Raw genomic sequence first — 24,952 nt, 5'->3', positions numbered from 1 at the left:
TGGCTCCTCTTTTTTATTTGAGCTTTATCGCACATTCATACAAACGACTTTGATTTGAATATTTGAACTCGTATCGGGCTTGTAGCATCCATAAGCCGTCGAAGTCACATCAGAGTTCAGTACCATAGTGCCTGAGCCGCTCGCACAAGCTCCTCCTGTGGCATATTTACCTGCCGGACAGTTTGCATAGTACCATCCCGCAGCGGCTCCGGCCACTTGAGTGGCCATGACGATCTCATGACCGACTTTGATATTTCCGCCGCCAAGATCCAGACGTTCTGTGGGAGCCGTTGTTCCTATACCGACATTTCCGTTGTGATCAATCGTCATGCGCGTTGCCGCCGTTGTTGTGCCATTTGCCGCCGTTTGAAACATCAACTTAGCTCCCTGGCCACCGGCTGTGAAAGTCTCTGTGGCGGCAGCGCGAATATTTGTCGAGTAGCCACTCCAGTTATACGCTGTTCCCGTAGCCCCCATCGCGGCAATATTCATAAGCTCATCACCAGATTGTACGGCCGCTGTCGTTGTATAGTTGCCGCGAGCTTTTTGGAAATAAAGCCAATGCCCATAGACGGTATTTTCGGCTCGCTCTAAATAGGACCAATCAGTTTCCACTCGGAGTGGCGAATAGATGTAAATCTCATCCGTAAAATCTATCACAGCAGTGCGGGTTCCATTGACTTTGGTGTAAACGGAAAGACCCGAACCCTCTGAGCCCGCAGTGTTATCCCACATGTAGGTACTTAGTTCGGCAGCGTCGAAAGAATTCGAAGCTGAGTTGACTTCTTTCATATAAAAAGCGTCAGAGACTTCTGCAACACCCGCAACAGCGAGCTTACGACTTGGCGTCGTTGTTCCCACTCCCACGTTACCCGCAAAGTACGAAGGCGCTGTCGCATCATTGGCATAGACGGACCACTTGTTTGTTCCTTGGACCTGATCTACATAAAGACCATAGGCATTCGTGATAGCTCCTGTACTGTTTTTATTTACGGTGGAATGTAACCCCATGGCATACGTGATCACACCTGTGGAGTCATTATTCACTTCGCCTTGAGCGCCCACCGCCGTTGTGACGGTGCCAGTGGATTTATTTCCGGCTCCGGACCATGAGCCACTTAATTTTGTCAGTGAGTTTGCGCCATAGTGATTGGCGTAGCTCACTTGTCCCAGCAATCCACCAGTGATCGCAGCAGCACTCCCGCCACTTTCAGCTCCACTGTATTGAGCAGTAAATTTTGTTGCGCTCGAGCTTGCCGGATTGGCCCACATGTAGTTGAAGGCCGCGATAGCATCGCCCGCCGCCGTACTGGTCGACGTTTCATTCACTTGGAGTTTGTAGCCAGGATTTGTCGTTCCGATCCCCACGTTGCCAGAAGAATCAATAACCATGCGTGGACTGTTGTTTGTATCAAAGTACATTTTATTCGTGCTATTGACGTAGTAAATTTCTCCATTATAGGGGCTTGCGCCGAAGCGAATGATGTCTGTTCCTAAGCCTCCGGTGATAATCATTTCCTGAACAAGAGCACGTCCACTGACTTCGAGTTTTTGCGTGGGGCTTGCGGTTCCTACACCCACGTTTCCGGCCGAATCTATAGTTAAGCGAGACGCGTTGTTGGTTTCCAAACTCAGTGACTGACCATCGTTGGTGCCGACAACCAGAGTTGCACCTGTTGTGTTGCCACCATCAGTCACATATCCACCAGCGGGAAGAAGGGAAGCAGGGATGCGACCTGCGCCATCCAGCTCGACTAAATTACCAGCAGCTGTTCCGAAGTTTTTCGTTGAAGCTGTTCCGAGTCCTGTGATTTGAGTGTTCGCAATTGAAATTGTCGTACAAGAAAATGAATCTGTGATCGCACTCCAAGTCAGAGTTTTATCCGCAGTCGAACAAGATGCGGGAACTTGTGTATTGCCTGTCACTGTCGAACGCAATTGACCCATCCCAAAATATCCCGGAGTCCACTGAGTTCCATTGTGAATAACTACTTGTCCCGTTAGAGGCGTCGTAGAAGCAACATCGACGCCTTGGATTTTTTCGACCTTCGTACTTGCAGAACCACCCGTGGATGTAACATCTCCGGATAGATTTGGAATATCGCCCGCCGCTAAAGAGGCATTACCCGTTACTAAGCCTTTCGCATTCACAGTCACTTTGGCATACGTTCCCGCTGTAACGCCAGAGTCATTTAAAGAAATGACAGGAGTTGCACCGCCCGTGCTGGCAAGAGGTGCCGTCGCTCCTACAGAAGTGACAGAACCCGAAGAAGGGTTGACCCATGAGAGCACGCCATTGCCGTCTGTAGAAAGAATTTGTCCCGAGGTCCCATCATCACCCGGAAGTTGCAAAGAATAATCGGGAGTAAGAGACGAAGGAACAGTGATAGTAACTTTGTTGCCATTTCCTGTTTTATAAATTTGTAAAGTATTAACACCCAATGTGCTTGTTGATACACTCGCTGAAGTGATTGCTCCTGATGTGTTGATAGCTGTCGAACCGCCAATGGTTCCTGAGGTGATCGCATCGCCTGAAACTTTTCCTGCTGTTGAAATGGTCGCAAGTTTTGTGTCGACAATGGCTGCCGTTGCAGAAATGTCTGCGTTGACAATCGTACCGTCAGAAATTTTTGTAGATGTCACACTGCTATCACTTAAAGTGACAGTTGCTGTGGGACTGCCAGTCGAAGTCACGTCTCCTGAAAGACCGGTCAACGCACCCGCGGTTCCATTGTCATCAGCCGGAGCCCACGTTGTGCCGTTGTATTTAAGAACCTTGCCAGAAGCAATGCCTGTCATATCCAAAGCAACACCTTTGATTTTATCAACACTGGTTGTGCTTTGAGTTCCTGAAACGTCGCCAACTAAATTTCCAGTAAATCCAGCGGAGCTGCCAGAGATATTGCCTGTGACATTGCTGCCACTCACAGAAGGAGCCGTGCACTCAAAAGTTCCAGCGGGAGCGATGTGGCGCAAATACTGTCCAGCGGCACACAGAGGAACATTCGATTTGAGGATGAAATCGGTAGCGCTGTTGTTTCCCAGTTTTTGTGCTGACTGTGCGACCTTCGCATGTCCTGCATAAGGAACAGAACGAATATCACTGTCAGGGCTGATCAACTTCCAGCCTGTGCCATCGTAAAACTGAACACGCAAAAGTCTTTTGTCGTCAGCGACCGGAACATAAGTTCCACCACTTTCACAATTCAAAGTAGTACTATTATCAAAGGAATCGAGTAGCTTGAAACTGGGATCTCCAGGATAATTTTTTGTGCCCGTTCCGATAGGAACATCGAAGACGCCGCTTGAGTTGCGCATATCAATGGCCGTCGATGTTTCTTTATACAATACGCAAGTTCCTGTGGGATTCATGATAGAGAATTCAAACTTAACGCCGTCAACTTCCAATGCCTGGCCATCGGAGTTTTTGATTCGCCCCTGATAAGTGAGAGAGCCCGGGCCTGCATAAGCAAGTGCAGTCCAGAATAGAGACATAAAAAAGATGGCCCGAACGTACCGACATTTCATTGGGTTTCCTATGTTCTTAGGTACTTATCGGTTTTCGTGAGGTATCCTACATATTACAAGTATGAAAATGCTCTCTCAGAGAAAGTAAACATACGCAAATTGATTCTGATGAACCAGTTTCTCAATGTGAATCATTTCTCTATAGGAGTCGCTCTAACAAGGGACCCGATATTGCGACGACGGAGGATCGAGGAACGGCCTTTCCTCCTTCGGGCCAATGACTTGTTGGATGGTCCGCATCTTTTGAATTGGCGCCAGGATGTTGCACGCTTAAGAACAATGTCTTTCCATCCTCTGAAAAACAAGGGCCTGTGAGTTCTGCTTCTTTTGGAGCGGTGGCAAAACGAAAAGCTTTTCCTGCAAAAGGCCCCGAGAGTGGAATATAAAAGAGACCGTTGTTGCCAAAAACTTTGTAGTCGCCGTCATTCAAACCATAGTCGGCGATATCCGTGGTGATCCAAAGATTTCCTTTGCGATCAAAACAGAGATTGTCAGGACATGCAAAACCCGTAAGCTCTCCACCATTAACAAAAATTTCGCTTTGAAATGTCAGAGACAAGGGGTCGTTGCCTGTTTCAGAAAACTTCATGATACTGCCATAAGGCCGACTGGCGCCTTTGTTCATTGTGCAATTTAAGAAAATACCTTTACCGATAGGATCTTGGGCGCAAGCCTCGGGGCGATCTAGCGGAGTTCCGCCAGCCAGTTTCGCAGCTTCACGAGTTCGAACTAAAAGATCCGTTTGGTCTAAGAAGCGTCCTTGCAGTTTGGGGTTCTGCAAAGACAAAAGCTCCCAGCGACCTTCAAGAGTATTGGCGACGTAAAGTTTTCCTTTTTCCAAAGAGCCTTTTTCATCCGCGATAAATTTATAAAAGTGTTCGTCTTGAGCGTCATCTCCCATGTACACGACACAGCGACCGTCATCCGCCGTTAAAACCAGAGCGCCTTCGTGGGAAAATCGTCCCAAGGCTGTCAGTTTTTTGGCTTCTTGAGTTTTCGGATTGATCTCAACAACCCAACCATAATGTTCAGGTGCGTGAGGGTAGTGATCGTCCCACGCCATCACGTGGCTTGCGGCGATCAAATGACGTTTCCACTTTTTTCCTTTTTTGGAAAACTTCACCTGGCCATAAAAGTCATGAAAGTTTTCTTCACAAGTGAGAATTGTTCCCCAAGGCGTTTTGCCTCCGGAACAATTTCCTGTCATGCCCACCGCAGTATTTGATCCCTCAATGGCTCCATCAGCGACAAGTTTCATCGGTGTTTTTGCATCGATTCGGAAATTTTTTTCGCTGTCGATATTCACTTGCCACGAGTTGTTTATCTTTTGAATGTGCAGATAAGAACCAGGATGCAGATATTCGTGATTCACCCACAGGTAGGCATCGTTCGCAGAAGCGCCGGGGAAGTAAGCCAAGAAGTCATTGTGTGAACCAAAAAGATCCCCTTTGCGATTGATCGGATCTTGCCACTTCATCAGAATTTCATATTTCAATCCCGGTGCCAACGCTCATGCTTTTCATTAGAGCGGCTTTGCGGCAAGCCCTCGGGCCCAATCTCAATGGAATCCTAACCGCGAATAATGCAGGGCGAAAATGGGCTTGAAAGTACCTAAAATAGAGTCAATGCGCTAGGATGCCTGCTTTTCAGGAGAAGTCCGATTTATGCAAATCACCGGTGAAAATATCACGCTCGAAAGTCTTTACGAAATTGCTCATAATCCAAAAATCAAAGCAGAACTTTCTGCGACTGGAAAAGCGCAGATGCAAAAGTCTCGCGATTATATCGAAGGCCGTATTTCCAGCGGTGAAGTGATGTATGGAGTGAACACGGGTTTCGGGGCTTTCTCTTCCGTGCGTATTTCTGATTCCGAAATTGAACAACTGCAAAGAAACTTAATCCGTTCTCACAGCATGGGAATTGGTGCTCCGTTTACGAAAACGGAAACGCGCGCGATGATGGTTCTTCGTGCCAATGCTTTGGCAAAAGGTCACAGCGGTATTCGTCCTCTGGTTGTTGAAAAAATCCTAGAGTTTCTAAATAACGACATCATCCCTGTGGTTCCGTCGCAAGGCTCTGTGGGAGCGAGCGGTGACTTGGCTCCGCTTTCGCACTTGGCTTTGACAATCATCGGTGAAGGCGATGCGTGGGGAGCGGATGGTAAAATCGTTCCAGTACAAACTCTTCTTAAAGAAAAAAATATCACACCGCTAGAGTTGAAAGCCAAAGAAGGTCTTTCCATGATCAACGGTTGTCAGGTGATGACGTCAATCGGTCTTCTCTCTGTGTGGGAAGCGCGTCGCTTGTTGTGGATGGCAGATCTTGCCGGAGCGATGTCATTGGAAGGTCTTCGTGGTTCACGCAAGGCCTTTGATCCTTTGATTTCAGCAAGCCGTCCTCATCCAGGGGAAGCAAAAACAGCTCGCAACTTGATGAAGCTGATGGGCGAGATGAGTGAGATTGGACAAAGTCATCTGAGCGGTGATCACCGTGTACAAGATGCTTACTCTCTTCGTTGTATGCCAGCGGTTCATGGTGCTGCAAAAGATGCTTTGCGATACGTTGTTAAAGTTCTTGAAACAGAGGCGAACTCTTCAACGGACAATCCACTTGTTTTTGCTGAAGCTAACAAAGTTCTTTCCTGCGGTAACTTTCACGGTATGCCAGTGGCACATGCGATGGATTTTGCGGGGATTGCAATTTCTTCTCAAGCAAGTATCAGCGAATGCCGTATTTCAAAAATGATTTCGACACAAATGAGTGAGCTGCCTGCGTTCTTAACTCCCAATGGAGGATTGAACTCGGGTCACATGATCGTGCAGGTAGCGGCGGCCTCTTTGGTGAGCGAAAATAAAGTTCTAGCGCATCCAGCGAGCGTGGATTCAATTCCAACATCAGCGGAAAAAGAAGACCACGTTTCGATGGGAACAATTGCTGCTCGTAAATTTGCACAAATTTTGCGTAATGCTGAAAACGTCGTGGCGATGGAAATGTTGTCGGCATGCCAAGCTTTGGATTTGTTGGCACCTCTAAAACCTTCTGCGGCAGTGAAAGCCGCTTACGATCATATTCGTAAGACCGTGCCATTTGCGAACGAAGACCGCATCTTCTCAAAAGATGTGGAAGCCATCAAAGCAATGATGAACTCAAATGAGCTCATGGCTGTAGTGAGTAAGGCTGTGGGCGAGCTTGAGTGGTAAATTAAGGTGAATAATAAGGAGAATTTTTTATGACATCAGGGCCAAGAGTAGTAAAAGCTCCAACTGGAAATAAAATGGTTTGTAAGGGCTGGTTGCAAGAGGCCGCTTACAGAATGATTCAAAACAATCTCGATCCTATGGTGGCAGAACGCCCTGAAGATCTTGTGGTTTATGGTGGTATCGGAAAAGCAGCTCGCAACTGGGAATCTTTCGATAAAATTTTAGACGCTCTTAAAAATCTAGAAAATGACGAAACTCTTTTGGTTCAATCCGGAAAACCGATCGGTATCTTGAAAACTCATGAAGATGCTCCTCGTGTTCTTTTGGCTAATTCCAATCTTGTCCCTAAGTGGGCGACATGGGAAGTCTTCAATGAACTCGATAAAAAGGGTTTGATGATGTACGGACAGATGACGGCGGGTTCTTGGATTTACATCGGAACTCAGGGCATCATCCAAGGCACTTACGAATCTTTCGTTGAAGCCGGTCGCCAACATTTTGGCGGCAGCCTTAAAGGCCGCGTGATTTTGACAGCGGGCCTTGGCGGAATGGGTGGAGCGCAACCTCTTGCGGGTGTCTTTGCTGGCGCTTGCGTTCTCGCGGTTGAAATTGATCCAACTCGTATTCAAAAACGTCTTGAAACAAAGTATGTCGACGAAGTAGCGACAGATCTTGATGATGCTATTGCACGTGTCAAAAAATACACGGCAGCGGGAGAAGCGAAGTCCATCGCTCTTCTTGGCAATATGGCCACAGTGATTCATCAGTTGATTGAAAAAGGTTTCACACCGGATCTTTTGACGGATCAAACATCGGCGCACGATCCTTTGGTGGGTTACATCCCAGAGGGCTACACTGTTGAGACCGCAAAAGAATTCCGTGAGCGCGATCAAAAGGCTTATTTGAAAGCCGCTTACGATTCCATGGCAAAACACGTGCGTGGCATGCTGATGATGAAAGACCGTGGAGCTGTGACATTTGACTACGGGAACAACCTTCGTGCCCGCGCTTATGAAGCAGGTGTTGAAAATGCTTTTGATTACCCTGGATTCGTTCCAGCCTTCATCCGTCCTTTGTTCTGCAAAGGCAGCGGTCCTTTCCGTTGGGTGGCTTTATCAGGCGATCCTAACGATATCAAAGTGACAGACGATGCAATGAGAAAACTTTTCCCTCATAAAAAAGATCTTCTTCGTTGGTTGGATATGGCCGAAGAGCGCATTGCTTTCCAAGGTCTTCCCGCACGTATCTGCTGGCTTGAATATGGCGAGCGCGCGAAAGCGGGCTTGATGTTTAATCAGTTGGTAGCAGAAGGAAAAGTCAAAGCTCCTATCGTCATTGGTCGTGACCATTTGGATTGTGGTTCCGTGGCGTCTCCAAATCGCGAAACAGAAGCGATGAAAGACGGTTCCGATGCGGTGAGTGACTGGGCTCTTTTGAATGCTCTTGTGAACACAGCGTGTGGAGCGACGTGGGTGAGTTTGCATCATGGTGGTGGTGTAGGGATGGGTTACAGTCAACATGCGGGACAAGTGATCGTTGCTGACGGTACGGAAAAAGCCGCTCGTCGTTTAGAGCGCGTATTAACCGCGGACCCGGCGATGGGTGTCTTCAGACATCTTGATGCAGGTTATGATCTTGCCAAAGAAGTGGCTATTGAACGCGGTGTGAAAAGTCTTTGGATTTAATCGGCGAAGGCCGGCAGAGCCTGGGCGCCGTGGCGCTCAGGCTCTTGATTATCTTCGTCCCGATGGATTTACTGCATTTCTAGGTTGGGACTGGGCACTTTGTTTCTCTCTATATTCTGAAGAATTCTTTCTAGAAAGTCTCATCTTAGGTTGTTCCGTCATACCTTCGATTTCTCGTGATGGTTCGCGGGGACTTTCAATTGTTGATTCTACTTTCGCTCGGCTGCGAGGCTGAGGCTTTAAAGTTTTACGAGCTTTTGAAGCCAGTTTAGAAAGAGTTTGTTTTTTCGGACTGGCTTTAGCTTTTGCCTTCGCTTTCAATTTTGGTTTTGCTTTTTTACTTGCTGTCGCTTTTCGCGCGTGGGCTTTTCTTCTCATGGGGAACTCCTGTTTAAAAAATAAGAACTTTTCTAATCTATGTGCCTTTCATTATATGCAGGAAAGGGCAAATCACATCATTTCATGATCGTCATCTGTCATTGAGCAAGGAAAGGTTCCACGACTCGTGTCATAAGACTTATTGCGAGTCGGGTCATTCGGGAGTTTTATAAGGCATAAATAGGGCACTTTTCGGGGAGGTCGTTTATGCAGCAAGCTCACCATCGGAACTCAAAGCTCATCTTAAGTTTTTTCTTTCTCCTGATTTTATCCATCCTTAACTTCGATGCAAAAGCGCAAGCGCCAGATGTAGTTCGAGTTGGAAATTTAAAATTCGCCCACTACGGAGCCATCAGTTATCTCACTGAACATTGCGGAAAATATAATTTGAAGGTGCAAGAAAGAATTTTTGCGAAAGGATTGGATATTGTCCCTGCGATCATTGCCGTAGAAATTGATGTTGCCGCCAGTGCCGCAGATGCCGCGATTGCTGGACGTGCCGGAGGCGCGCCGATATACGCTGTTGCCGGTTTTGCAAAAGGGGGCGCCCGTATTGTTATTCGTCCCGATTTAAATATTAAGTCAGTCAAAGAACTTAAAGGAAAAAAAGTCGGTGTTGCCCGAGGTGGGGCGCAAGAGCTTCTCTTGTATGCGGAGCTTGCGAAAAACAATCTGACTTGGTCGGATCAACCCGGAAAAGATGTGCGTATTGTCTTTATGGCCTTCGCGGATCTGAATCAAGCATTGCAAGCGAAAAACATCGATGCCATGTCACAGAGTGAGCCGCAATCTTCGCAGGCTATCAACAAAGGCTATGGCATTGAACTCTTAAAGCCTTATGACACTCCCATGGGAGAGCCTGTCCGAACTCTGGTTATGACAGAGAATATGTACAAAAACAAAAAATCCGTGGCGGAAAGATTTATGAAGTGTTTTGTGGATTCAACCAAAACATTTATTGAAAAACCGGAGCTTGCGCAAAAATTCGTGATCGAAAAAATGTTCAAAGGACAAATCACACCGCAAGACTTCAAAGATGCCATGGGAAATGCGCAATACACTTACGATCTGACCGTAGAGCATATGCAGATCACGACAGACTTTATGCAAAAGTACGGTGTCGGCAGAATGAAAAATCCTCCTAAAGCCGCAGATTGGGTGAAACTGGATCTATTAACAGAAGCAAAAAAATCCATGGGAGTTCCCTAGGAGTTTTATTTGAAAATAGATTGGATATCTGCATTAAAAGGATTCTGGGTTCCTGCGACTATTCTCGTGGTGTGGGAACTCGTTGTGCGTTTTGGCGGAGTAAATCCCCAAGTTCTTCCGGCACCATCGGCCGTCGTCATAAAGTGGTATGAATATCTAAAACCCTATGAGGCTTACGATCCTGCGCAAGGTTCTTACATTGCGTGGCTTTTCTCGGGGGAACTGATCCGTGACTTGCTTTCAAGTCTTTATCGTGTTGCCGTGGGCTTTTTGATTGGTGCGGGCTTGGCATTGCCTTTGGGGCTTTTGATGGGAGCCAGCACTCACGTCTATGATTATTTTAATCCGTTAATACAGGTGCTTCGTCCGATTCCGCCGATTGCGTTTATTCCTCTGGCGATTTTGTGGTTTGGTCTTGGGGATCCTCCGGCTGTTTTCCTCATCAGTCTCGGTGCTTTTTTCCCCGTGCTCATGAACACCATCGTTGGAGTGCGCGCGGTTGATAGCATTTATATTCGTGCTGCTCGCAATCTAGGTGCGAATCCTCGTGTGATGTTTATCAAGGTTATTCTTCCGGCCGCAATGCCTTACATTTTAAGTGGTGTGCGCATTGGTATTGGAACGGGTTTTATTTGTATGATCGTGGCCGAGATGATCGCCGTGAATAATGGATTAGGATATCGTATCTTAGAAGCCCGCGAATTCTTTTGGTCCGATAAAATTATCGCCGGCATGTTTTCAATCGGGTTGTTGGGATTGGCCATTGATACAGGTGTAAGTCGTTTGAACAACTACCTCTTACGCTGGCATCGAGGTTTGGAATGACCGGAACTGCGCAAATTGAAATTGATCATGTTCATAAGGTTTTCTCTGGAGCGGGGAGGGACGTGATTGCCCTGCGTGATATTGATTTTAATATTTCTCAAGGCCAATTCATTTGTCTGCTCGGGCCTTCAGGGTGTGGCAAGAGCACTCTTTTAAATGCGATTGCGGGCTTTTCTTTACCCACACAAGGGCAAATCCGTGTCGATGGAAAGGCCGTGGCTCAACCAGGCCCGGATCGCGGCATGGTCTTTCAAGAGTATGCACTTTTTCCGTGGATGACGGTGGCTGATAACATCACATTTGGTCTTAAGATTAAAAACGAAAATCCCCAGAAGATTGAATCCACACTGACCGAACTTCTTGCCATGTTGAAGCTCACTGATTTCCGAGATCGTTTTCCTAAAGATCTTTCTGGAGGCATGAGGCAGCGTGTGGCCATTGCCCGTGTCTTAGCTCTTGATTCTCCCATTATGCTGATGGATGAACCGTTTGGTGCTTTGGATGCCCTGACTCGGCGAAGTCTGCAAGACGAACTTTTAAAGCTGTGGAGTCATCTAAAAAAGACCATCGTCTTTGTCACTCATTCCATTGAGGAGTCTATTTATCTGGCTGATCGAATCATCGTCATGAGTTATCGGCCCGGCACCGTCAAACGCGACATCGCTGTTCAATTGGAGCGCCCCCGCAATCCGGCGTCGCCTGACTTTAACGATTTAAAGAGAGAAATTTCGCAACTGGTGATGGAAGAACAGAATCGCTTTGAACAAGCCCAATTAAAATCTTCAACAGGCGACTAGGGTTCTAAAAAAATTATTCGTCGTGAAGAGAGCGAGTCGTGATTTTGCTGCGACTCATTTGCATAACTTTCTGAGACATCTGCACAAGGATATAACCCGCACAAGAAAAAGCGCATCCCAAAGCGAGCGTTGTTGACGTCGACATCATCGCGAGCTTTAAAAACTCTTTCATCGAAGGGGCTTCTGTGTAGGAAAGTTTTAAGGAGTTGCGAATCAACAAAGGCAGAATGTAGCCGATCGTCATTAAGAAAGAGTTTTCAAGAATGTGCAGGGGACGACGAGTTAAGAATCCGTTGAGTAAAAAGAGAAGACAAAGAAAGTTGACTGAGTCGCCGACAATTTCCCAACCAAAAGCTTGATAAACTAAGACCAGGGAGCCCGAAAAGAAAAGCGTGTAGTAGATCCACAAACTTCTGCTATGTAAAAACGAGCCGTCTTTTGACATGCTAAAACCCCGCTATTTAATAAATTTTAACAGAGGGGTTGTGATTTGAAATACTGTGACAGCAACTTAATGATTGTCCTAGACCTAGGACTTAGAGGATCAGTTCTATGGACAGTGGCATTCCTTGAAGCGGCAGGAAAGAATTTTGCCGTGATTGTTGTATTGCAACTCAAAGACCTTGTTGTCGTGCTTTTCAAGAGCCACCGACGAACCATCTTTAAGCTCTAGCTGAGATTTCACCTCATGGCGCGTGACTTTGCCTTGAGCCAGCAAAGACTCCACCGTTTCGTCACCTTTGAGTTGAAGACGTTCTGGATAACCTTCAGCATCCAATTTAAAGAAGCGGATTTCTTTTTCCGTGGGGCTATTGGTGTTGTCAGAAGTGATAACGTGGACACGGCGTTTAGAGCCATCAGCCAATGTCAGATGATAGTTTTCTAAAGAAATGTCTTCCGTTTTTACCCCGACACTTTTTTGCAGATATTCAATCAAAGCCTCAGGAGTGCCGATAGCTTGGGCTGCCACTTCAGGAGCACATTTTTGCAAAGACTCTAGGAAGTTGTCTTTGCTTGAAGGAGACGCTTCAGAATTCACGTCTCCTTTTTCACCAAGAAAAGAATCATCCGGATTTTTAGGATCAACACCCTCAACAGGGGAAGCCGTCGTTTCAATCACAGCTTCTTTCTGCGCACCGTTTTTCTCGTGGAAAAGAAGATGTAAAAAGTAGTAATCCGTTAAAAGGCCCAATCCAAAAAGTATCAGGGCCCACATAATCCATGTTCTTATCTTAATCGGTTCCATAATTCCTTTTCGTTATTATTCCTGAGTCAGATCCGGACTCCAAGGGTCCCATGATTGGCAAGTTCTTGCACGCTGCGAAGGTCCACGAACTTCACCCCAACGGTATGCGCTGTCGTCATGAGGATTGTTAGAGATGAGGCCCAAGAACATTCTGCGCTTGAACTCAGCGAGATCGATTCTTTTCCCAGGCAGATATTCTGTCACGCACACAGAGTACGCATTGCTTGCAGAAGGTCCCATTTTAGAAGTCTCTGTTGCAGCAGATTGAGTGATCGCAGGGAAGATTTTGTTGAGTTGATTCAAAATATCACCGCTCAACTGATTGCCGCCATTGATGTGCAAAACTTCACGGTAAGCGCGGCGCAAAGCCATAAAGTCGTCAAAGATACGACGGTCTCTGTTCGGTGTGGAGTACGTGTCGTAAGTTGCATAGTCCATGCAACGAGAATTTTTCTTAAGATACGCAAGACCTTCATTCACGGAAGTCACACGTCCTGTGAAACCTTCGCAAGTTGTTTTCATCAAGCGAGAGATCATTTGGTTGTCAGTTTCTTGACGAAGAGCCAGGCGATTTTGCACGTAACGAACCCACTTGTTCAATGGAATGCGATATTGTTCGTCGCTGTAGCCTGGAACTTCCCAAACAGGTCTGTTTAAAGAAGACTCGGGTCTCCAGTAACGAAATCCTGCACTGCCAGAAACAGAGAACTCACCCTCAAAAACCCAATCAGGATTGGGCCATGATTGACGCTCTTGCATTCCATAACCTGAAGCAGATCCGACCACAGAGTTGTAAACCAAGTGAGGAACGCCAATAGGAAGAATCTCTTTCACAGTCCAAGAGTGGTGATTCTTTTTTGTCGTCAAAATCAAAGCGCCAGAACGAATGGTGTCGCGGCTGATGGCAACCGGATACGTGTCGTTGGGAAGGGAGCGGGTGCTCACAGTCTCATACATGAACCACAAGAACTGACGAAGGCGATTGATCTCGCTTTGTGAATCCCAACGGCTCATTTTATTAGACAATGTTTTGCCAGAAGCTGTCGGATCTTGGATCACGAACGGCAAACGATTTTCGTAAGCAAAGACGATACGCATAGAATAGACAGCATCCGCGCAGTCCACACGCATTCCATAATAAGGATTGCTTTGTCCATTCGGAAGAGACTTGCGGGAAAAGAAGTCCACGCGCCATTCCGTGCGAACCCATTCGGCAAAACGAGCTTCATAAGCAGGGGACCACTGATTCACGTCGGTCCAAACCGCAGCTTGAGCAGAGACGCCCAAGAAAAGGGAGATTAGCAAAATCAAGTTACGAAACATGTCACTCTCCTTAGAAGTGTTACATGGTCGCAGGGGTATATTGCTGGGAAGTAAGGATCAATGAATTAATTATATTGCATTGCGTGGCCTGTCGAATTTTCCAATGCAGAGCGTTAGTATCCCACTTCACTATGCAAACACAGATCAAAATCACTCTATGTGCGTTCATTCTAGCGCTCTCTTCCTGTCAATCAAAGGAGGAGCCCGTCACTCGTGAGAAATCTTTGTCGAAAGGTTTTTCGATGATGGATCAAGGGCATTATGACGAAGCGATTTCTTATTTTGCAGAACTTGCGGCAAGTGATCCGCACTATCACGTGAAAATGGCGCTGGCTTCTGCTTACGCGGGGCGGGCGGGTGTGAAGATTGAGCAAATTTATTCTTTTGTCGTCGTTAAAAATATCTCATCAAATTATCTGCGCCTCACGGGACTTGCCATCGACAAACAAACTTCCGAACTTATGAATACTTTAGCTCGTTATTCGGAACAGTGGAATCGCATTCCCGATGCGACTACAAATGCACGCCGGGATTTACAAAGCGCTCTTAAGGCCCTTGAGGGAACAAAAGAACCAGGGGCTCGTCTTTACAGCGCCACTTTGCGAGTCGTTCTTCTAAAGTCTTCTGTTGTTGAAGGCGTGAAGAGCTGGAAAATCAAAACGACACAGAAAGTTTGCACGGATGATCTGCGCCCGTACTTCGATTGGGGCTTGCGCATTGTCGAGGGATTACTTTTTCTCGCCGAAGACTTGCGAGGGGCGTTCCCGGAGCGCGAGCAAGAGTATCAAGACATTCATTCTCGTTTAAGCCAAATTAAAAAAGATGCAGAGGCACTACCGTGGCCCAGGGAGAATTTGTGCTTCTAAGAATTCTCTTTTTCATTCTTGGGATCGTGGGCTCGTTGCATGTGAATGCCGATACGTTGCCAGCAGCTTTGCGTGACGGAAGTACGCGCTTCTTATCGCGCTCTTTGGGAAGCGCTTGTTATACTCTGGATAGCGTTCAAAGAGGACTTCCCTGCAATCCAGCTTCCGTCGCTAAAGAGCGTAAAGCCCGTTTTGACGCCGATTTTTTTATAGGAACTCAGGCAGAGTATCTGAAGGAAGCCGAAAACCTTTTAAGTGGTAAAGACGATGAGGCTTCCGTGGCAAAGTTCTTTTCTCGTCGAGAATCCATTGATGCTGAAATTTCCATTGAAGCTTCCTTTCAATCCTCGAAATGGGGAGTTTCCATTGAGCCTTATCGACTGGTGGCTGTGACTCGGTTTGAAAACCCAGCGTTGCCAATGGTCGATATGATTATCGCCGAAGAACAAAGCGTAAAAGGCCAGATCGCAAGCTACGTCCACGATAATTTCTATGCAGGTTTGCAAGCCCGTTACACTCACGTGAAATTTATCGGCCAATACTTCGCCCTCAGTGAAGCTGTAGCCGGAGACAGCCAAGATATTTTTGAAGCGGAAACTCAAGATCTCATTTATCTAGAGCCGGGAATTTTATACGCCTGGGAAGATCTTGCGTGGCAACCTCAAATTTCTGCGATGCTTGCCCACTGGGGAGTGAGCAGTCGCAAAACAGAACAATATCCCATCCAGCCTGAAGGACTTCTTGGTGTCTCGATAAAACCTGTTGTGCCCTTGGGGCTTTTAGAGTTGGGATTTCAACTTGAAGTTCATTCGCAAACCCAGAATGCCCGCGATGCGTTTCGTGGTGCTTTGGCTTACAAGCTGGGAATTCTCCAGGCAGTCCTGAGTGTCTCCGATTACGATCACGCCGCAGGATTTTTAGTTTCTTATAAGAGTTTTTCGACGGGACTTTCTTATTGGAATGAAAACGACAATCGGGGTGTGTTCATTCAGTTTGGAGTGACGCTGTGAGATTGATTTTATTTTCAGCTTTCATTTTATTTCTGTCTTGCGCTTCCTGGGGATTCGAACGCGAAGTCAGCTACGAAGGCGCAGCTCAGTGGAACGAGTTTCGACATTTTGTTTTAGAGCAACAGAAGGAAGATGAGCGTGTGGGCTTAGGATATATGATTTCGGGAGCCCTGGCTGCCGTCGGTGGCAGTATCGGCTATCATCAGTCCGAAGAAGTCTTTAGTCGCACAATCTTTGCGATCACATCGAATGTGGGTTTAGCGGCCATTGGTTTGGGAGCAACTTATTATTGGACGGGGAATGAAGTGGATTCCTTCTTTTATGCCATCGACGGGTCGTCCTTATCTTTGGCTGAAAAAAATGAAGTTTTGCAGAGATATCTTTCTAAAGAACGCCAGGAAAAAGAAAATCGCCGATGGATTCGTGTGGCAACTCATGCTTTGATTGCCGTTGCCAATTTGTACAGTGCTTCTCAAGAAGAGAGTTCGGAAGTGCGTTCCGTGTTTTATTTCTTAGGTGGCGCGAATGCGCTTCTAGCCGTCAGCTATTCGTTTTAGTTACTGATCTGTTTGCAGCAATAGGTATATCTGGTGTAACTTGTGATATCTTCTCCTGCCACACCGTATGCACCACCAGCCGTAGTACAGCTGACGTTGATGGCCACATTTCCACCGAATATCGAGTTAGACCAAGCCGCATGACCGAGTCCTAGCTTATTGCCATCTCGGCAGGCGTGGATAAGTTGAGTCGATGAACAAAGATCTGCACCAGAGTCACTGCAAGCGATCAGAGCCACAGGGAAAGTTCGAAGTGTGCTATCAAAGAGCTTAATACAAAATGGATCGCCTTTTCCCACTTTCATGTAACCAGTTGGACAACCTGCTCGTTTTAAAACCCACTTTGACATTCCAGCGTTGTATACGAGAGTGTCTCCATCCTGATAACCCGTAGAGACATCAACGGGAGTTCCTTGGATTTTTGCAACCGTCGGAAGCGGATAACTTCCACTCAAATCTCCTCCAGCAGTTCCACTAGGGGAGCGGGAGTTTGTAAATCGAGCATCATCCCCAGCCGCCACAGTTCCTGCCGCTGTTCCTATATTCACAGAAAGAGTAGGACTGGTGGTGCCATTTGTAACAGTGAGAAAGCTACTGGCGCTAGTGACATTTGTCACTGTTCCAACAGAAGAAGCATCAGAACCGGGCGCCCATTCTGTGCCATTGTATTTAAGAACCATTCCGGTGGACGGCGCCGTAGACGAGACCGGAATATGTTGGATTTTCGCAACTGTATTTGCGGAATTTGTTCCTGTTATGTCGCCAGTAAGCGTGACACTGATAGTAAGACATTGCCAATTATCCGTCACCGAAACGTAACTAGGTGTTTGGTTCGATGAACAACTTGGAAGTGATGTCTTTGCAACCTTGTCTGAAAGCTGCGTCGATAAATTGGCGATATCAGCGATAGCCAATGAAACCGCTGCCCAATTTGTTCCATTGTGTTTTAAAAATTGTCCGTTACTTCCTGTTGGAAGACCTGCGCCCGTTTGATCAGCAATACAAACGAGGCTTGTGCCCGTCGAGCGCAAAACTTCTCCCACCGCACACGTTGGAAGTGTGGCTTTCGCGAAGTCTTTCACCGTCGGATCTAATTCTGTTTTTAAATAAGTTCCGGATGTGCCAGCTATAAGGTCTTGAAACGTTGCAACTTCGGCGGCAGTAAGTTCTGGAATATCGACTTTCGCGCGTAACAAGTTTTTAGAACTATAACTTTCCACCGTGCGAGTACTTTGTGAATATTTCGAAATCGTTGAAAGAGGAACGGATTTCAAAGGCTGTTGAGAAAATGCCTGCCAGCTAGATCCGTCATAAAAAGATATTTTAAGATTTCTTTCGTCCGTGGCTACGGGAGTGTAGGTTGTCGCATCTGCACACGGCAAGGCGGCTTCATTTGAAAATACGGCTTCGACTTGTCCTCCCACAGGGAATATTTTTGTGCCACTTCCTAAGACGACGTGAAATCCACCTTTTGTATTGGACATGTCCACATTGATGATTTGTTCACGATAAAGAACGCAAGTGCTGGCGGGATTAGTGACTTCTAAGATAAAACTGACGGCGGAAGAAGAGTAGGGAGTGCCGTCAGGCTTCAGAATTTTTCCGGAAACATTGTAACCCTCTGATTGCGCGTTGGCGGCAAACAGAATGCTGATTACAAAAGAAATAAAAAATCCGTAAGCTGATTTCATCCCACATTACTATTCGGGAAATACGAACTAAATCCTTAGTTATTTGATTGAATTTTAATCAGTTTGATTGTCGAGGACGAGCTTATAGCCATTGGTGGAAACTTGGGGAGTTCCTTTGTTCTCTTTTGAAACAACGGCCCGCAATTGATATCCCTCGGTTGAAGTTGAGACACCAGTGCTGCTGAGCTCAGTCTCTGCGGGCATGTTCCTCTGGGGAAGGAGATCTTCTGTGGGTTTGTTTCTTAAAACACTCACCTGAGGCGTCACATCAGAACACCCCGAGAGTATTAGTAAAAATAGAGAAGCTCCCAAAATTTGCGATCTCATTAAACAACTTATCGGCAACTAGGAACTGGACTTTAGGACGTTCAGTTTTTGCGCAAATAAACAGATAAGGACTTGATGGATTATATAGAAAAAGGAGAAGACGTGAAGCAGTCTAGGGCATCCTTCTGGGTTTATACATTTTGCTTTCTATCTTTTGCCGCCTTCGGTTGGTGGGAGTTTTCAGCGGTTTCAAACGAAGTTCCAGGCACTGCGGATCTCGCATCGAAAGGCACAGTGGAAACACCTGAGCAGTGTGGTCCTGAGCGCCACTATTTGTTGAAGGATCTTAAGAAGGTGTCTCCTGTCTATGCAGGCACTCGCTCTCAATCTCAAGTCGGACGTCACAATCCACCGAAAGAGTGCGTTTCTTTTATCATGCAGAACTTCATTCCTTTGAATTCTAAGTCGGGTGCGATGTCACAATGTCGCAACGAAAAAGGTGAAGCGTTGTTGTCGCCAACAAAAGGTGCCGACGGTGCAGGTTTCCAACCACCTTGCGTGACAGAACCTTATGTTAATAGCGTTTATAATTCTTTGGTGGATGTCGGCGATTGCCTCAATATTCCAGTGAAAGAACTCTTGCCAAAGCTTTATAACGAGAGCGGTTTGCACGTGAATACCTTAGGCGGTGGTTTTGATGCCGGTGTCGGACAGTTGACGATCAGTGCCCTTCGTGAAGTTTTCATGCGTTATGATGGTATTGCAAATAACCCTTCAGCTCTTGATTGGTATGTGAAGGAGATTGCCAAATCCAATAAAGAGTCTTGCAAAAGAATCATCGCAGAAAAAAGTTCTTATAAGTTCGATATCCCGGAAGGAAAGAAATTGTGTTTCTCTGGCGAAGCTAATGATGCTGACTGCTACACTCCATGGTCTTCAAGCAATCGTTGTATCGTCATGAACATGCCATCGAATCCTCTTAGAAACGTTTTGTTCACAGGGATTTTTTATAGAAGCATGTTAAAGAACGCGACCGGTATCAGCTATTCTGCCGGCAACGACACTTTAAATGGCCGTGCTTACCGCGAAGGTGAAGATCTTAATGGTTACATCGGAGCTGGTAAATTTGTAGAACGTCTTCGTGCTCTTGGAGCGACTCATGCTACTGGGGCTGTAGTAAAACAAGTGATTGTGTCACTGGGTTTCAATGCCGGTATCCGCAGTGGTAAGATCTATCTTGAAAACTACATTAAGCAAAGGGAAACGAAGAAGAAATATCTCAAAGATCAAGACGTTGATTTCCAAAACATCAGTACGGGAAAATGGGCGATCATCACAAATCTTCCGACTTACTGGCGCGGACTTGGTTCTGAGGACGTGGCGGAGTTTGACAAAGCCATGACGTCTTTGGAAGTTCTGCGCGAGTTGGGCCTGGATGCGGTGAAAGCACAAAAGACTTACAAGGACTTGCGTCCTTACGTACAAAAAGAAGTGAAAGCTATTAACGACAGTCAAAAACTTTCAGCGGAAGACAAGCAAAAGAAAATCGGTGAGCTGAAAGTGAAGTACGATAAATATCGTCATCCACTTCTTCAGGCTGTTTTCGCAAAATCAGATGAATTGAGTCTTCCGGAGTATATGAGAATCGCGCACGCTTACTCTATCATCACAGATGCTGGAGCGGGTGGGGCGCCTGGATATTTAAGCTTTATCGCAGCTAAGCACAAACAATTGGAAAAAGAAATGGGAGCACAAGTATGTACAGCAGATCAATACTTACAGTTCTAGGAGCCGTCTCTGCAGTTTTAGTCACGGCCGCATTTTCTTTCCACGTGAGAGCTCCGTTTTCACCAGGTGGCGATGAGGAGTCGATGTTGGTTTCCAATGTCGTTCACAGTGTTGATACGAATTTAAATGGTCTTAATAAAAAAGTTCATTCCAGAATGCCTGCGAGCGCTAAAGTAGAAATGTTGAGACAAACGTTGACGACAATTCAAGAGGTGCGTAAGCAGAACCCTTTGCAAACAGTCGATAAAGAAATTTATTTGGACTATGCAACGGAGTCCCTGGAGCACGTTGCCCAAGACCAGGCTTTTTCTGTTGAAAAGTGCCCAGAGTATAAAGCCCGTGTCATGATTGACTTTGAACCTTATTCGGAGAATAAACCTTCTCATCCGGCTTTAAAGCGTTCCTATCAGATCATTGAGGGTATTTGTTCTTGAAAAATTTTAAAATCATCTCATTTATTGCATTCGTGATTTTTGGCTTTCGTGCTGTAACAGCTTTTTCTGATCCAGACCCGGCGTTAGAACCGCCGCAAATTCTGGCGCAAAGTTTTCAGTACGATAGCCAAGCAGACACGGTTCAAAAAATGTTGTTAGGTGATGTTTATACAGTTCTTCAGAATAATTGGGATTGGGAAAGTAATGCCCTGGAACTTAAGCTCAATGGTGCGTCGACGATTCGTGTGTCTGCGACACAGGACAAAAAGTTCACCGTGACCGTAGACAAAGCGTATCCAGCCACTCTTGGTAAACCCGTCGTTCAGCTGGATCAAAGCCGTCTTAAAGTCACCTTTCCTCGTTGGAATGTTTTCGCCAACGGAAATGCTCAAATCAGCGTTCGTATGATTTCTCAAGATGGAAGTAAGTCGTCTTCATGGGTACAAAGTGCGTATCCTTTGATGCCGTTTGCGAATTATCATGATGAGGTCAATTTGCCAAAAGCCCTTGAGGCGAGTGGCGGGAAGGCCCTGGATGCTTGGCTTTCTTTGTTAATGACTAAAGTTTTCTCGTCTGCTCCCAAAGATGTTTTATATTCGATGGGCGTGGCTTATGAGTTCCCTGTGGTGACTGGCGGTCCTAACGCCGTTAACTCAATTTTATATGTAAGTCCTAAGGCGTACCTAGCTGGTGACGCGAAGGAAATTGCTGACACAGTTGCAACGGCATTGCGACAAGGCGGCATGATTAGAAACGATTCCAGTCTTATTTTTACGATCGAAGTTTTCCGAAATTCAGAAAAGCCCACACCTTTGTTGCAGATTCAGCAGCTAGTTCTTCCATCAATCCAGGTCGACTTTAACAGATAGTCTGGATTGTCCGAAGCAAGTGAAAATAAAGAAATGCAAAGAAATAATAGGCTTTCATTGTTATTCCTTAACGTTCTTGATTAAAAAAATATCAGTATTTGGCTTTCTGACGCCGTCGAGATTGAAAAAATCGACAGAACGTAAGATAAAAGGACGGGAGGTGAGCATGAAAACCGTCATTCTATTGTTGTCATTGTTATTTTTAGTCTTGGATGCTCACGCAGCTGTTGAAGTGCCGATTCGTAGTTCACGCAGTTTGCGTCAACAGGTCGACAGCTATGCCGAGCTTCTAGAGAAAGAAGTCGTGAAGGCTAAGAACACCAAAGAAAAGTACAGAGCCGTCAGCCGAGTCTTGGTACAGATCAAAGCGTTGCGCGACAACAGCGCTCCTCAAGGAGCCCTTGATGAGTCACACATGGATTTGATGGTCTCGGTTTTGGAATCCCTTCCGCAGCAGGGGAAGTTCAAAAAGAAAGAATGTCTTAAGTACGAAAACGATCTGATCAGTCAGTATGAGCCCACAGCCGAAGAAGCTCCGCAAGAGCCGGCTGTTAAACCGGCTTGGACGGTCTTGCAGTCTTTGTGTCGTTAGATTTTTTTGAGTGCAGGTGCTCAAGGATTAATCGGAAATTTTAATTGTTTTAATAAAGTCGACGTAACCAACTTTAGCCTCAGTATAACGGGTATGAACTCCGAGAGTGTCTGAATCAAGCTGATATAATGCGACCGAGTCGTATTCATAGGAATATATATAACTATGTCCTTGAGGGTCTATTAAAGACACCTGGTCATTAATTAGTAACCAACTGCCGTCATCGTCGAGCTTGAGAATTTTATCGTCAGAAGTTAAAACAAAAATTTTCTTACTTGTAGTTACAAGAAGACTCTTTGGTGTGTAAGTAGAATCCATGATGGTCGTCCACGTTGAACCTCCATCCTCACTTTTTTGAATCTGTGTCTGTTGTTTTAAGTAGATATTTCCGCTTGAGTCAAAAGTGATTTCTTCATAGGGATTAGAGGCGGTGTTGGACTCTCGACGAATCTCATTCCAAGTAACTCCGCCATCGATGGATTTGTAGAGAATTCTTTGTGAGACCGGATTGGATTCTTGTCCCGAGAGCCATAAGACATTGTTCTTGTCGACTTTAAGATCATCAAGACGAAAATGTATATTGCTGGTATTTTGTGGGAATGTGCTTACTGTACTCCATGTTGTTCCTCCGGGTGAGCCTTTTCGTATTTCGACAAAGCCGTTCGAGGAATATCCATAAAACGCGCCGTAATATAAGTTGTTGTCCTGATCAACGACAAGGCGTCCTTTTGAGGACCATTGATAGGGCTCCGATGGATAAGTCGGATGAGTATATTGTTCCGCGTAAGCCCAGTTTTGTCCTCCGTCTGAACTTTTGCGAATAAGCGCAGTGGCGCCGGACCGACCCAGAACATAAATGTTTCCAAGATCGTCGTAAGCAGCATCGATCGTCGAGAATTCACGGGTCGGGTCTACGAACAAATCCGGTGAACTCCATGTTTTTCCTTTGTCAGAGCTGATTCCCGCAAACCAAGGATTATTGCTGTTGGATTTCGATAAAGAACTAAGCCATCCAGTGCTTAGGTAGTCACCCGACGGAAGAACGAGAAGCTTCGCGATTTCATTATAAAATTTTTCGGTATAAGCAATGAAGTCTCTTTCTGACCATGTGGCACCACTGTCAGTAGAGTAAAAGTTGAGAGCATAGTTATAGGAGCTGGCTATGGCGTGGACGCTATTGCCTGCTCCTGGAAATAGGAGGCAGCCGTTACCGTATTCTTCCGACTTCAGTATTGACGTGGACCATGAGTTGCCACCATCTGTGCTGCGGGCTATTTTAATTTCTCGATCAGGAGGCGGCCATCCGGGAGGGTAGTATGTGCCTATGGAAACTATTGTGCCGTCACTTAAAATTTCAATTTCACCGACGGTACTTGATATGGAGCCGTAGTTGTATATTTCGACCCAGGTCACGCCACCATCGGTGGTCCGTTTGATATTCCAACTGTTGTTTCCGAACTCTGAAGAAAGATAGGCCGTCGTATTGTTGACGATTTGCAGTTCGCCGTAACCTTGATAATTGGAGGTCGTCGCGCTGCCTAAATCGACGTTCATGTCTGTAAATGACCACGATGTCGCGAAAGTTCCTTTATACAAAACGGCCTTACCTGAAGCGTTTTGGGCAATGAACCAAATGGTGTTATCAGGAGCCACTCGCACATGTAGGATTTTGGCATTATAGGCATTTACATCTTGAGTGTAGATGATGGACCAAGTTTGCCCTTGATCTTTACTTTCTTTGAGAACCCAGCGATTGATATTTCCGGCCCCTCGGGAGTCGTGTCCCGCAGCATAAACATATCCTGTGGTGGCTGAAGTCGCAGTGGATTGGCATGAGCTTTCGATATTCAACTCTGTATCTGTATCGGCAGATGTCCAGGTTATACCACTGTCAGTTGAGCGTCTGACGTACCAGTGAATAGCATCGTAATTATCTGAATCCCATTGGTATCCACATGAATAAGCAGAGTTTAAATGACTGGACATAGCCAGTACGTGTGACTCTCCCTCGTTGTAGGGCTGATAGTGATCGGCCACATTCCAAGTGACACCGTTATCAGAACTTCGTTGGACGATGGCCCACTCCCAACCTCCCGCGGAGTCGACAATGATGGTGCCAATCAATAAAGTTCCATCCGAAAGTTTTGTACCTGAAGTTGGATAATTTTGATCCCCATAGGTTTGCGGAGTTTCCATCACGAAAGACTCGTCAAGTCCCAAGATATTGATGGAGACCTGTTTGATGTCACCCTCGGGAGATGTCAAAATCAGAGTTGTTGTTTTGGTCTTTAAATTTTTTGGAATGATCAATGAGTTGCTTGAAAAATCATAGTATCCGTCGGGGCTCGCGATGGCGTATTTAGAATATTCGTCTGTAGCAAATAGAGAGCTTAGAGGAATACTTTGTCCAGAATACAAAGAGGATTTTGCTAATGGAAGAGAAGGCACAATTGTAGATGAATCAGTGAGCGCTCCATCTAAACGCGCATCAAGATGGCAGTTCACCAAAAAAGGCAATAGAAGTGTGAAAGCGAAACGTTCCAGTAAGTTTTTCACATTTAATGAATCGGCGGAATTTCACATGTTCTGTAGTCTTAAACTACTTCAGGCGTCTCAGTTTAATACGGGGGAGGAAGAAAAAAGGCAGAGAAACTTCTTCCTCTGCCTTCCTGTCGTTTTTAAAATAA

The 24,952-nt window shown here is 46.0% G+C and carries 21 protein-coding genes; 12 read left to right on the top strand and 9 right to left on the bottom strand.

The window, feature by feature from the left end:
* Window positions 1-24: 24 nt before the first annotated feature.
* Window positions 25-3,528 carry a beta strand repeat-containing protein gene (locus ACL934_RS13805; RefSeq protein WP_413612470.1) on the bottom strand — a complete coding sequence of 1,168 codons (3,504 nt, stop codon included), beginning with the start codon at window positions 3,526-3,528 and terminating at the stop codon, window positions 25-27.
* Window positions 3,529-3,667: 139 nt separating this feature from the next.
* Window positions 3,668-5,023 carry a PhoX family protein gene (locus tag ACL934_RS13800; protein WP_413613496.1) on the bottom strand — a complete coding sequence of 452 codons (1,356 nt, stop codon included), beginning with the start codon at window positions 5,021-5,023 and terminating at the stop codon, window positions 3,668-3,670.
* A 169-nt stretch (window positions 5,024-5,192) separates the two neighbouring features.
* Here ACL934_RS13800 and hutH point away from each other — a divergent pair, with 169 nt between their 5' ends.
* Together hutH and hutU are read left to right on the top strand one after the other, a co-directional pair.
* Window positions 5,193-6,728 (top strand): histidine ammonia-lyase, encoded by a 1,536-nt coding sequence (gene hutH / locus ACL934_RS13795; RefSeq protein ID WP_374074354.1) that lies wholly within the window; start codon window positions 5,193-5,195, stop codon window positions 6,726-6,728.
* 29 nt (window positions 6,729-6,757) lie between these two features.
* Complete coding sequence (gene hutU / locus ACL934_RS13790; protein ID WP_374074353.1) at window positions 6,758-8,413, top strand: urocanate hydratase; 1,656 nt, start codon at window positions 6,758-6,760, stop codon at window positions 8,411-8,413.
* A 48-nt stretch (window positions 8,414-8,461) separates the two neighbouring features.
* On the opposite strand, the gene ACL934_RS13785 is transcribed toward hutU, so the two are convergent.
* The gene (locus ACL934_RS13785) at window positions 8,462-8,791 is read right to left on the bottom strand and encodes a hypothetical protein (RefSeq protein WP_374074350.1); all 330 of its coding nucleotides are present in this window, start codon (window positions 8,789-8,791) and stop codon (window positions 8,462-8,464) included.
* Between the two features lie 207 nt (window positions 8,792-8,998).
* Here ACL934_RS13785 and ACL934_RS13780 point away from each other — a divergent pair, with 207 nt between their 5' ends.
* From ACL934_RS13780 to ACL934_RS13770, 3 genes are read left to right on the top strand one after another with little or no spacing between them, the layout of a single operon-like run.
* Entirely contained in the window at window positions 8,999-10,000 is a 1,002-nt protein-coding gene (locus tag ACL934_RS13780) for an ABC transporter substrate-binding protein (protein ID WP_413612469.1), read from the top strand.
* A gap of 9 nt (window positions 10,001-10,009) precedes the next feature.
* Window positions 10,010-10,825 carry an ABC transporter permease gene (locus ACL934_RS13775; RefSeq protein WP_374074345.1) on the top strand — a complete coding sequence of 272 codons (816 nt, stop codon included), beginning with the start codon at window positions 10,010-10,012 and terminating at the stop codon, window positions 10,823-10,825.
* Window positions 10,822-11,622, top strand: a complete 801-nt coding sequence (locus ACL934_RS13770; protein ID WP_374074344.1) for an ABC transporter ATP-binding protein — start codon at window positions 10,822-10,824, stop codon at window positions 11,620-11,622. Before ACL934_RS13775 ends, ACL934_RS13770 begins: the two co-directional genes overlap by 4 nt.
* A gap of 13 nt (window positions 11,623-11,635) precedes the next feature.
* On the opposite strand, the gene ACL934_RS13765 is transcribed toward ACL934_RS13770, so the two are convergent.
* The 3 genes from ACL934_RS13765 to ACL934_RS13755 form a co-directional block, all read right to left on the bottom strand.
* A complete protein-coding gene (locus ACL934_RS13765; protein WP_374074341.1) occupies window positions 11,636-12,067 on the bottom strand; it encodes a hypothetical protein in 432 nt (143 codons plus the stop codon).
* 105 nt (window positions 12,068-12,172) lie between these two features.
* Entirely contained in the window at window positions 12,173-12,868 is a 696-nt protein-coding gene (locus ACL934_RS13760) for a hypothetical protein (RefSeq protein WP_413612468.1), read from the bottom strand.
* A 15-nt stretch (window positions 12,869-12,883) separates the two neighbouring features.
* Window positions 12,884-14,191 carry a hypothetical protein gene (locus ACL934_RS13755; protein ID WP_413612467.1) on the bottom strand — a complete coding sequence of 436 codons (1,308 nt, stop codon included), beginning with the start codon at window positions 14,189-14,191 and terminating at the stop codon, window positions 12,884-12,886.
* A 224-nt stretch (window positions 14,192-14,415) separates the two neighbouring features.
* Here ACL934_RS13755 and ACL934_RS13750 point away from each other — a divergent pair, with 224 nt between their 5' ends.
* The 3 genes from ACL934_RS13750 to ACL934_RS13740 are packed head-to-tail and all read left to right on the top strand — an operon-like array spanning window position 14,416 to window position 16,624.
* Window positions 14,416-15,057, top strand: coding sequence for a hypothetical protein (locus tag ACL934_RS13750; RefSeq protein WP_413612466.1), 642 nt, complete (start codon window positions 14,416-14,418; stop codon window positions 15,055-15,057).
* Window positions 15,048-16,067, top strand: a complete 1,020-nt coding sequence (locus ACL934_RS13745; RefSeq protein ID WP_413612465.1) for a hypothetical protein — start codon at window positions 15,048-15,050, stop codon at window positions 16,065-16,067. Before ACL934_RS13750 ends, ACL934_RS13745 begins: the two co-directional genes overlap by 10 nt.
* Complete coding sequence (locus ACL934_RS13740) at window positions 16,064-16,624, top strand: hypothetical protein (protein ID WP_413612464.1); 561 nt, start codon at window positions 16,064-16,066, stop codon at window positions 16,622-16,624. Before ACL934_RS13745 ends, ACL934_RS13740 begins: the two co-directional genes overlap by 4 nt.
* Here the strand turns inward: ACL934_RS13740 and ACL934_RS13735 are convergent.
* Together ACL934_RS13735 and ACL934_RS13730 are read right to left on the bottom strand one after the other, a co-directional pair.
* Complete coding sequence (locus ACL934_RS13735; RefSeq protein WP_413612463.1) at window positions 16,621-18,315, bottom strand: hypothetical protein; 1,695 nt, start codon at window positions 18,313-18,315, stop codon at window positions 16,621-16,623. The two genes, ACL934_RS13740 and ACL934_RS13735, sit on opposite strands and share 4 nt — an antisense overlap.
* Window positions 18,316-18,369: 54 nt before the next feature.
* Entirely contained in the window at window positions 18,370-18,642 is a 273-nt protein-coding gene (locus tag ACL934_RS13730; RefSeq protein WP_413612462.1) for a hypothetical protein, read from the bottom strand.
* 102 nt (window positions 18,643-18,744) lie between these two features.
* Between ACL934_RS13730 and ACL934_RS13725 the strand changes: the two genes are divergently transcribed.
* From ACL934_RS13725 to ACL934_RS13710, 4 genes are all read left to right on the top strand, one after another.
* Complete coding sequence (locus ACL934_RS13725; protein ID WP_413612461.1) at window positions 18,745-20,370, top strand: hypothetical protein; 1,626 nt, start codon at window positions 18,745-18,747, stop codon at window positions 20,368-20,370.
* Window positions 20,340-20,804, top strand: coding sequence for a hypothetical protein (locus ACL934_RS13720; protein WP_413612460.1), 465 nt, complete (start codon window positions 20,340-20,342; stop codon window positions 20,802-20,804). Before ACL934_RS13725 ends, ACL934_RS13720 begins: the two co-directional genes overlap by 31 nt.
* Window positions 20,801-21,673, top strand: coding sequence for a hypothetical protein (locus tag ACL934_RS13715; protein WP_413612459.1), 873 nt, complete (start codon window positions 20,801-20,803; stop codon window positions 21,671-21,673). The genes ACL934_RS13720 and ACL934_RS13715 overlap by 4 nt, the downstream gene beginning before the upstream one ends.
* Before the next feature lie 166 nt (window positions 21,674-21,839).
* Window positions 21,840-22,265: a hypothetical protein gene (locus ACL934_RS13710; RefSeq protein WP_374074319.1), complete on the top strand. Its 426-nt coding sequence runs from the start codon at window positions 21,840-21,842 to the stop codon at window positions 22,263-22,265.
* Between the two features lie 27 nt (window positions 22,266-22,292).
* Here ACL934_RS13710 and ACL934_RS13705 read toward each other — a convergent pair whose 3' ends face one another.
* The gene (locus ACL934_RS13705) at window positions 22,293-24,821 is read right to left on the bottom strand and encodes a hypothetical protein (RefSeq protein ID WP_374074318.1); all 2,529 of its coding nucleotides are present in this window, start codon (window positions 24,819-24,821) and stop codon (window positions 22,293-22,295) included.
* Between the last annotated feature and the right edge of the window lie 131 nt (window positions 24,822-24,952).

This window comes from Bdellovibrio sp. HCB-110, assembly GCF_047323225.1.
GTDB lineage: Bacteria > Bdellovibrionota > Bdellovibrionia > Bdellovibrionales > Bdellovibrionaceae > Bdellovibrio.
This window is presented reverse-complemented; position numbering and strand designations above follow the sequence as displayed.

Bases quoted from the DNA above. Each gene is read 5' to 3' on its own strand.
- ACL934_RS13755 (WP_413612467.1), bottom strand. From the start codon at position 14,191: ATGTTTCGTAACTTGATTTTGCTAATCTCCCTTTTCTTGGGCGTCTCT.
- ACL934_RS13710 (WP_374074319.1), top strand. From the start codon at position 21,840: ATGAAAACCGTCATTCTATTGTTGTCATTGTTATTTTTAGTCTTGGAT.
- ACL934_RS13760 (WP_413612468.1), bottom strand. From the start codon at position 12,868: ATGGAACCGATTAAGATAAGAACATGGATTATGTGGGCCCTGATACTT.
- hutU (WP_374074353.1), top strand. From the start codon at position 6,758: ATGACATCAGGGCCAAGAGTAGTAAAAGCTCCAACTGGAAATAAAATG.
- hutH (WP_374074354.1), top strand. From the start codon at position 5,193: ATGCAAATCACCGGTGAAAATATCACGCTCGAAAGTCTTTACGAAATT.
- ACL934_RS13805 (WP_413612470.1), bottom strand. From the start codon at position 3,528: ATGAAATGTCGGTACGTTCGGGCCATCTTTTTTATGTCTCTATTCTGG.
- ACL934_RS13735 (WP_413612463.1), bottom strand. From the start codon at position 18,315: ATGAAATCAGCTTACGGATTTTTTATTTCTTTTGTAATCAGCATTCTG.
- ACL934_RS13730 (WP_413612462.1), bottom strand. From the start codon at position 18,642: ATGAGATCGCAAATTTTGGGAGCTTCTCTATTTTTACTAATACTCTCG.
- ACL934_RS13765 (WP_374074341.1), bottom strand. From the start codon at position 12,067: ATGTCAAAAGACGGCTCGTTTTTACATAGCAGAAGTTTGTGGATCTAC.
- ACL934_RS13780 (WP_413612469.1), top strand. From the start codon at position 8,999: ATGCAGCAAGCTCACCATCGGAACTCAAAGCTCATCTTAAGTTTTTTC.
- ACL934_RS13770 (WP_374074344.1), top strand. From the start codon at position 10,822: ATGACCGGAACTGCGCAAATTGAAATTGATCATGTTCATAAGGTTTTC.
- ACL934_RS13785 (WP_374074350.1), bottom strand. From the start codon at position 8,791: ATGAGAAGAAAAGCCCACGCGCGAAAAGCGACAGCAAGTAAAAAAGCA.
- ACL934_RS13720 (WP_413612460.1), top strand. From the start codon at position 20,340: ATGTACAGCAGATCAATACTTACAGTTCTAGGAGCCGTCTCTGCAGTT.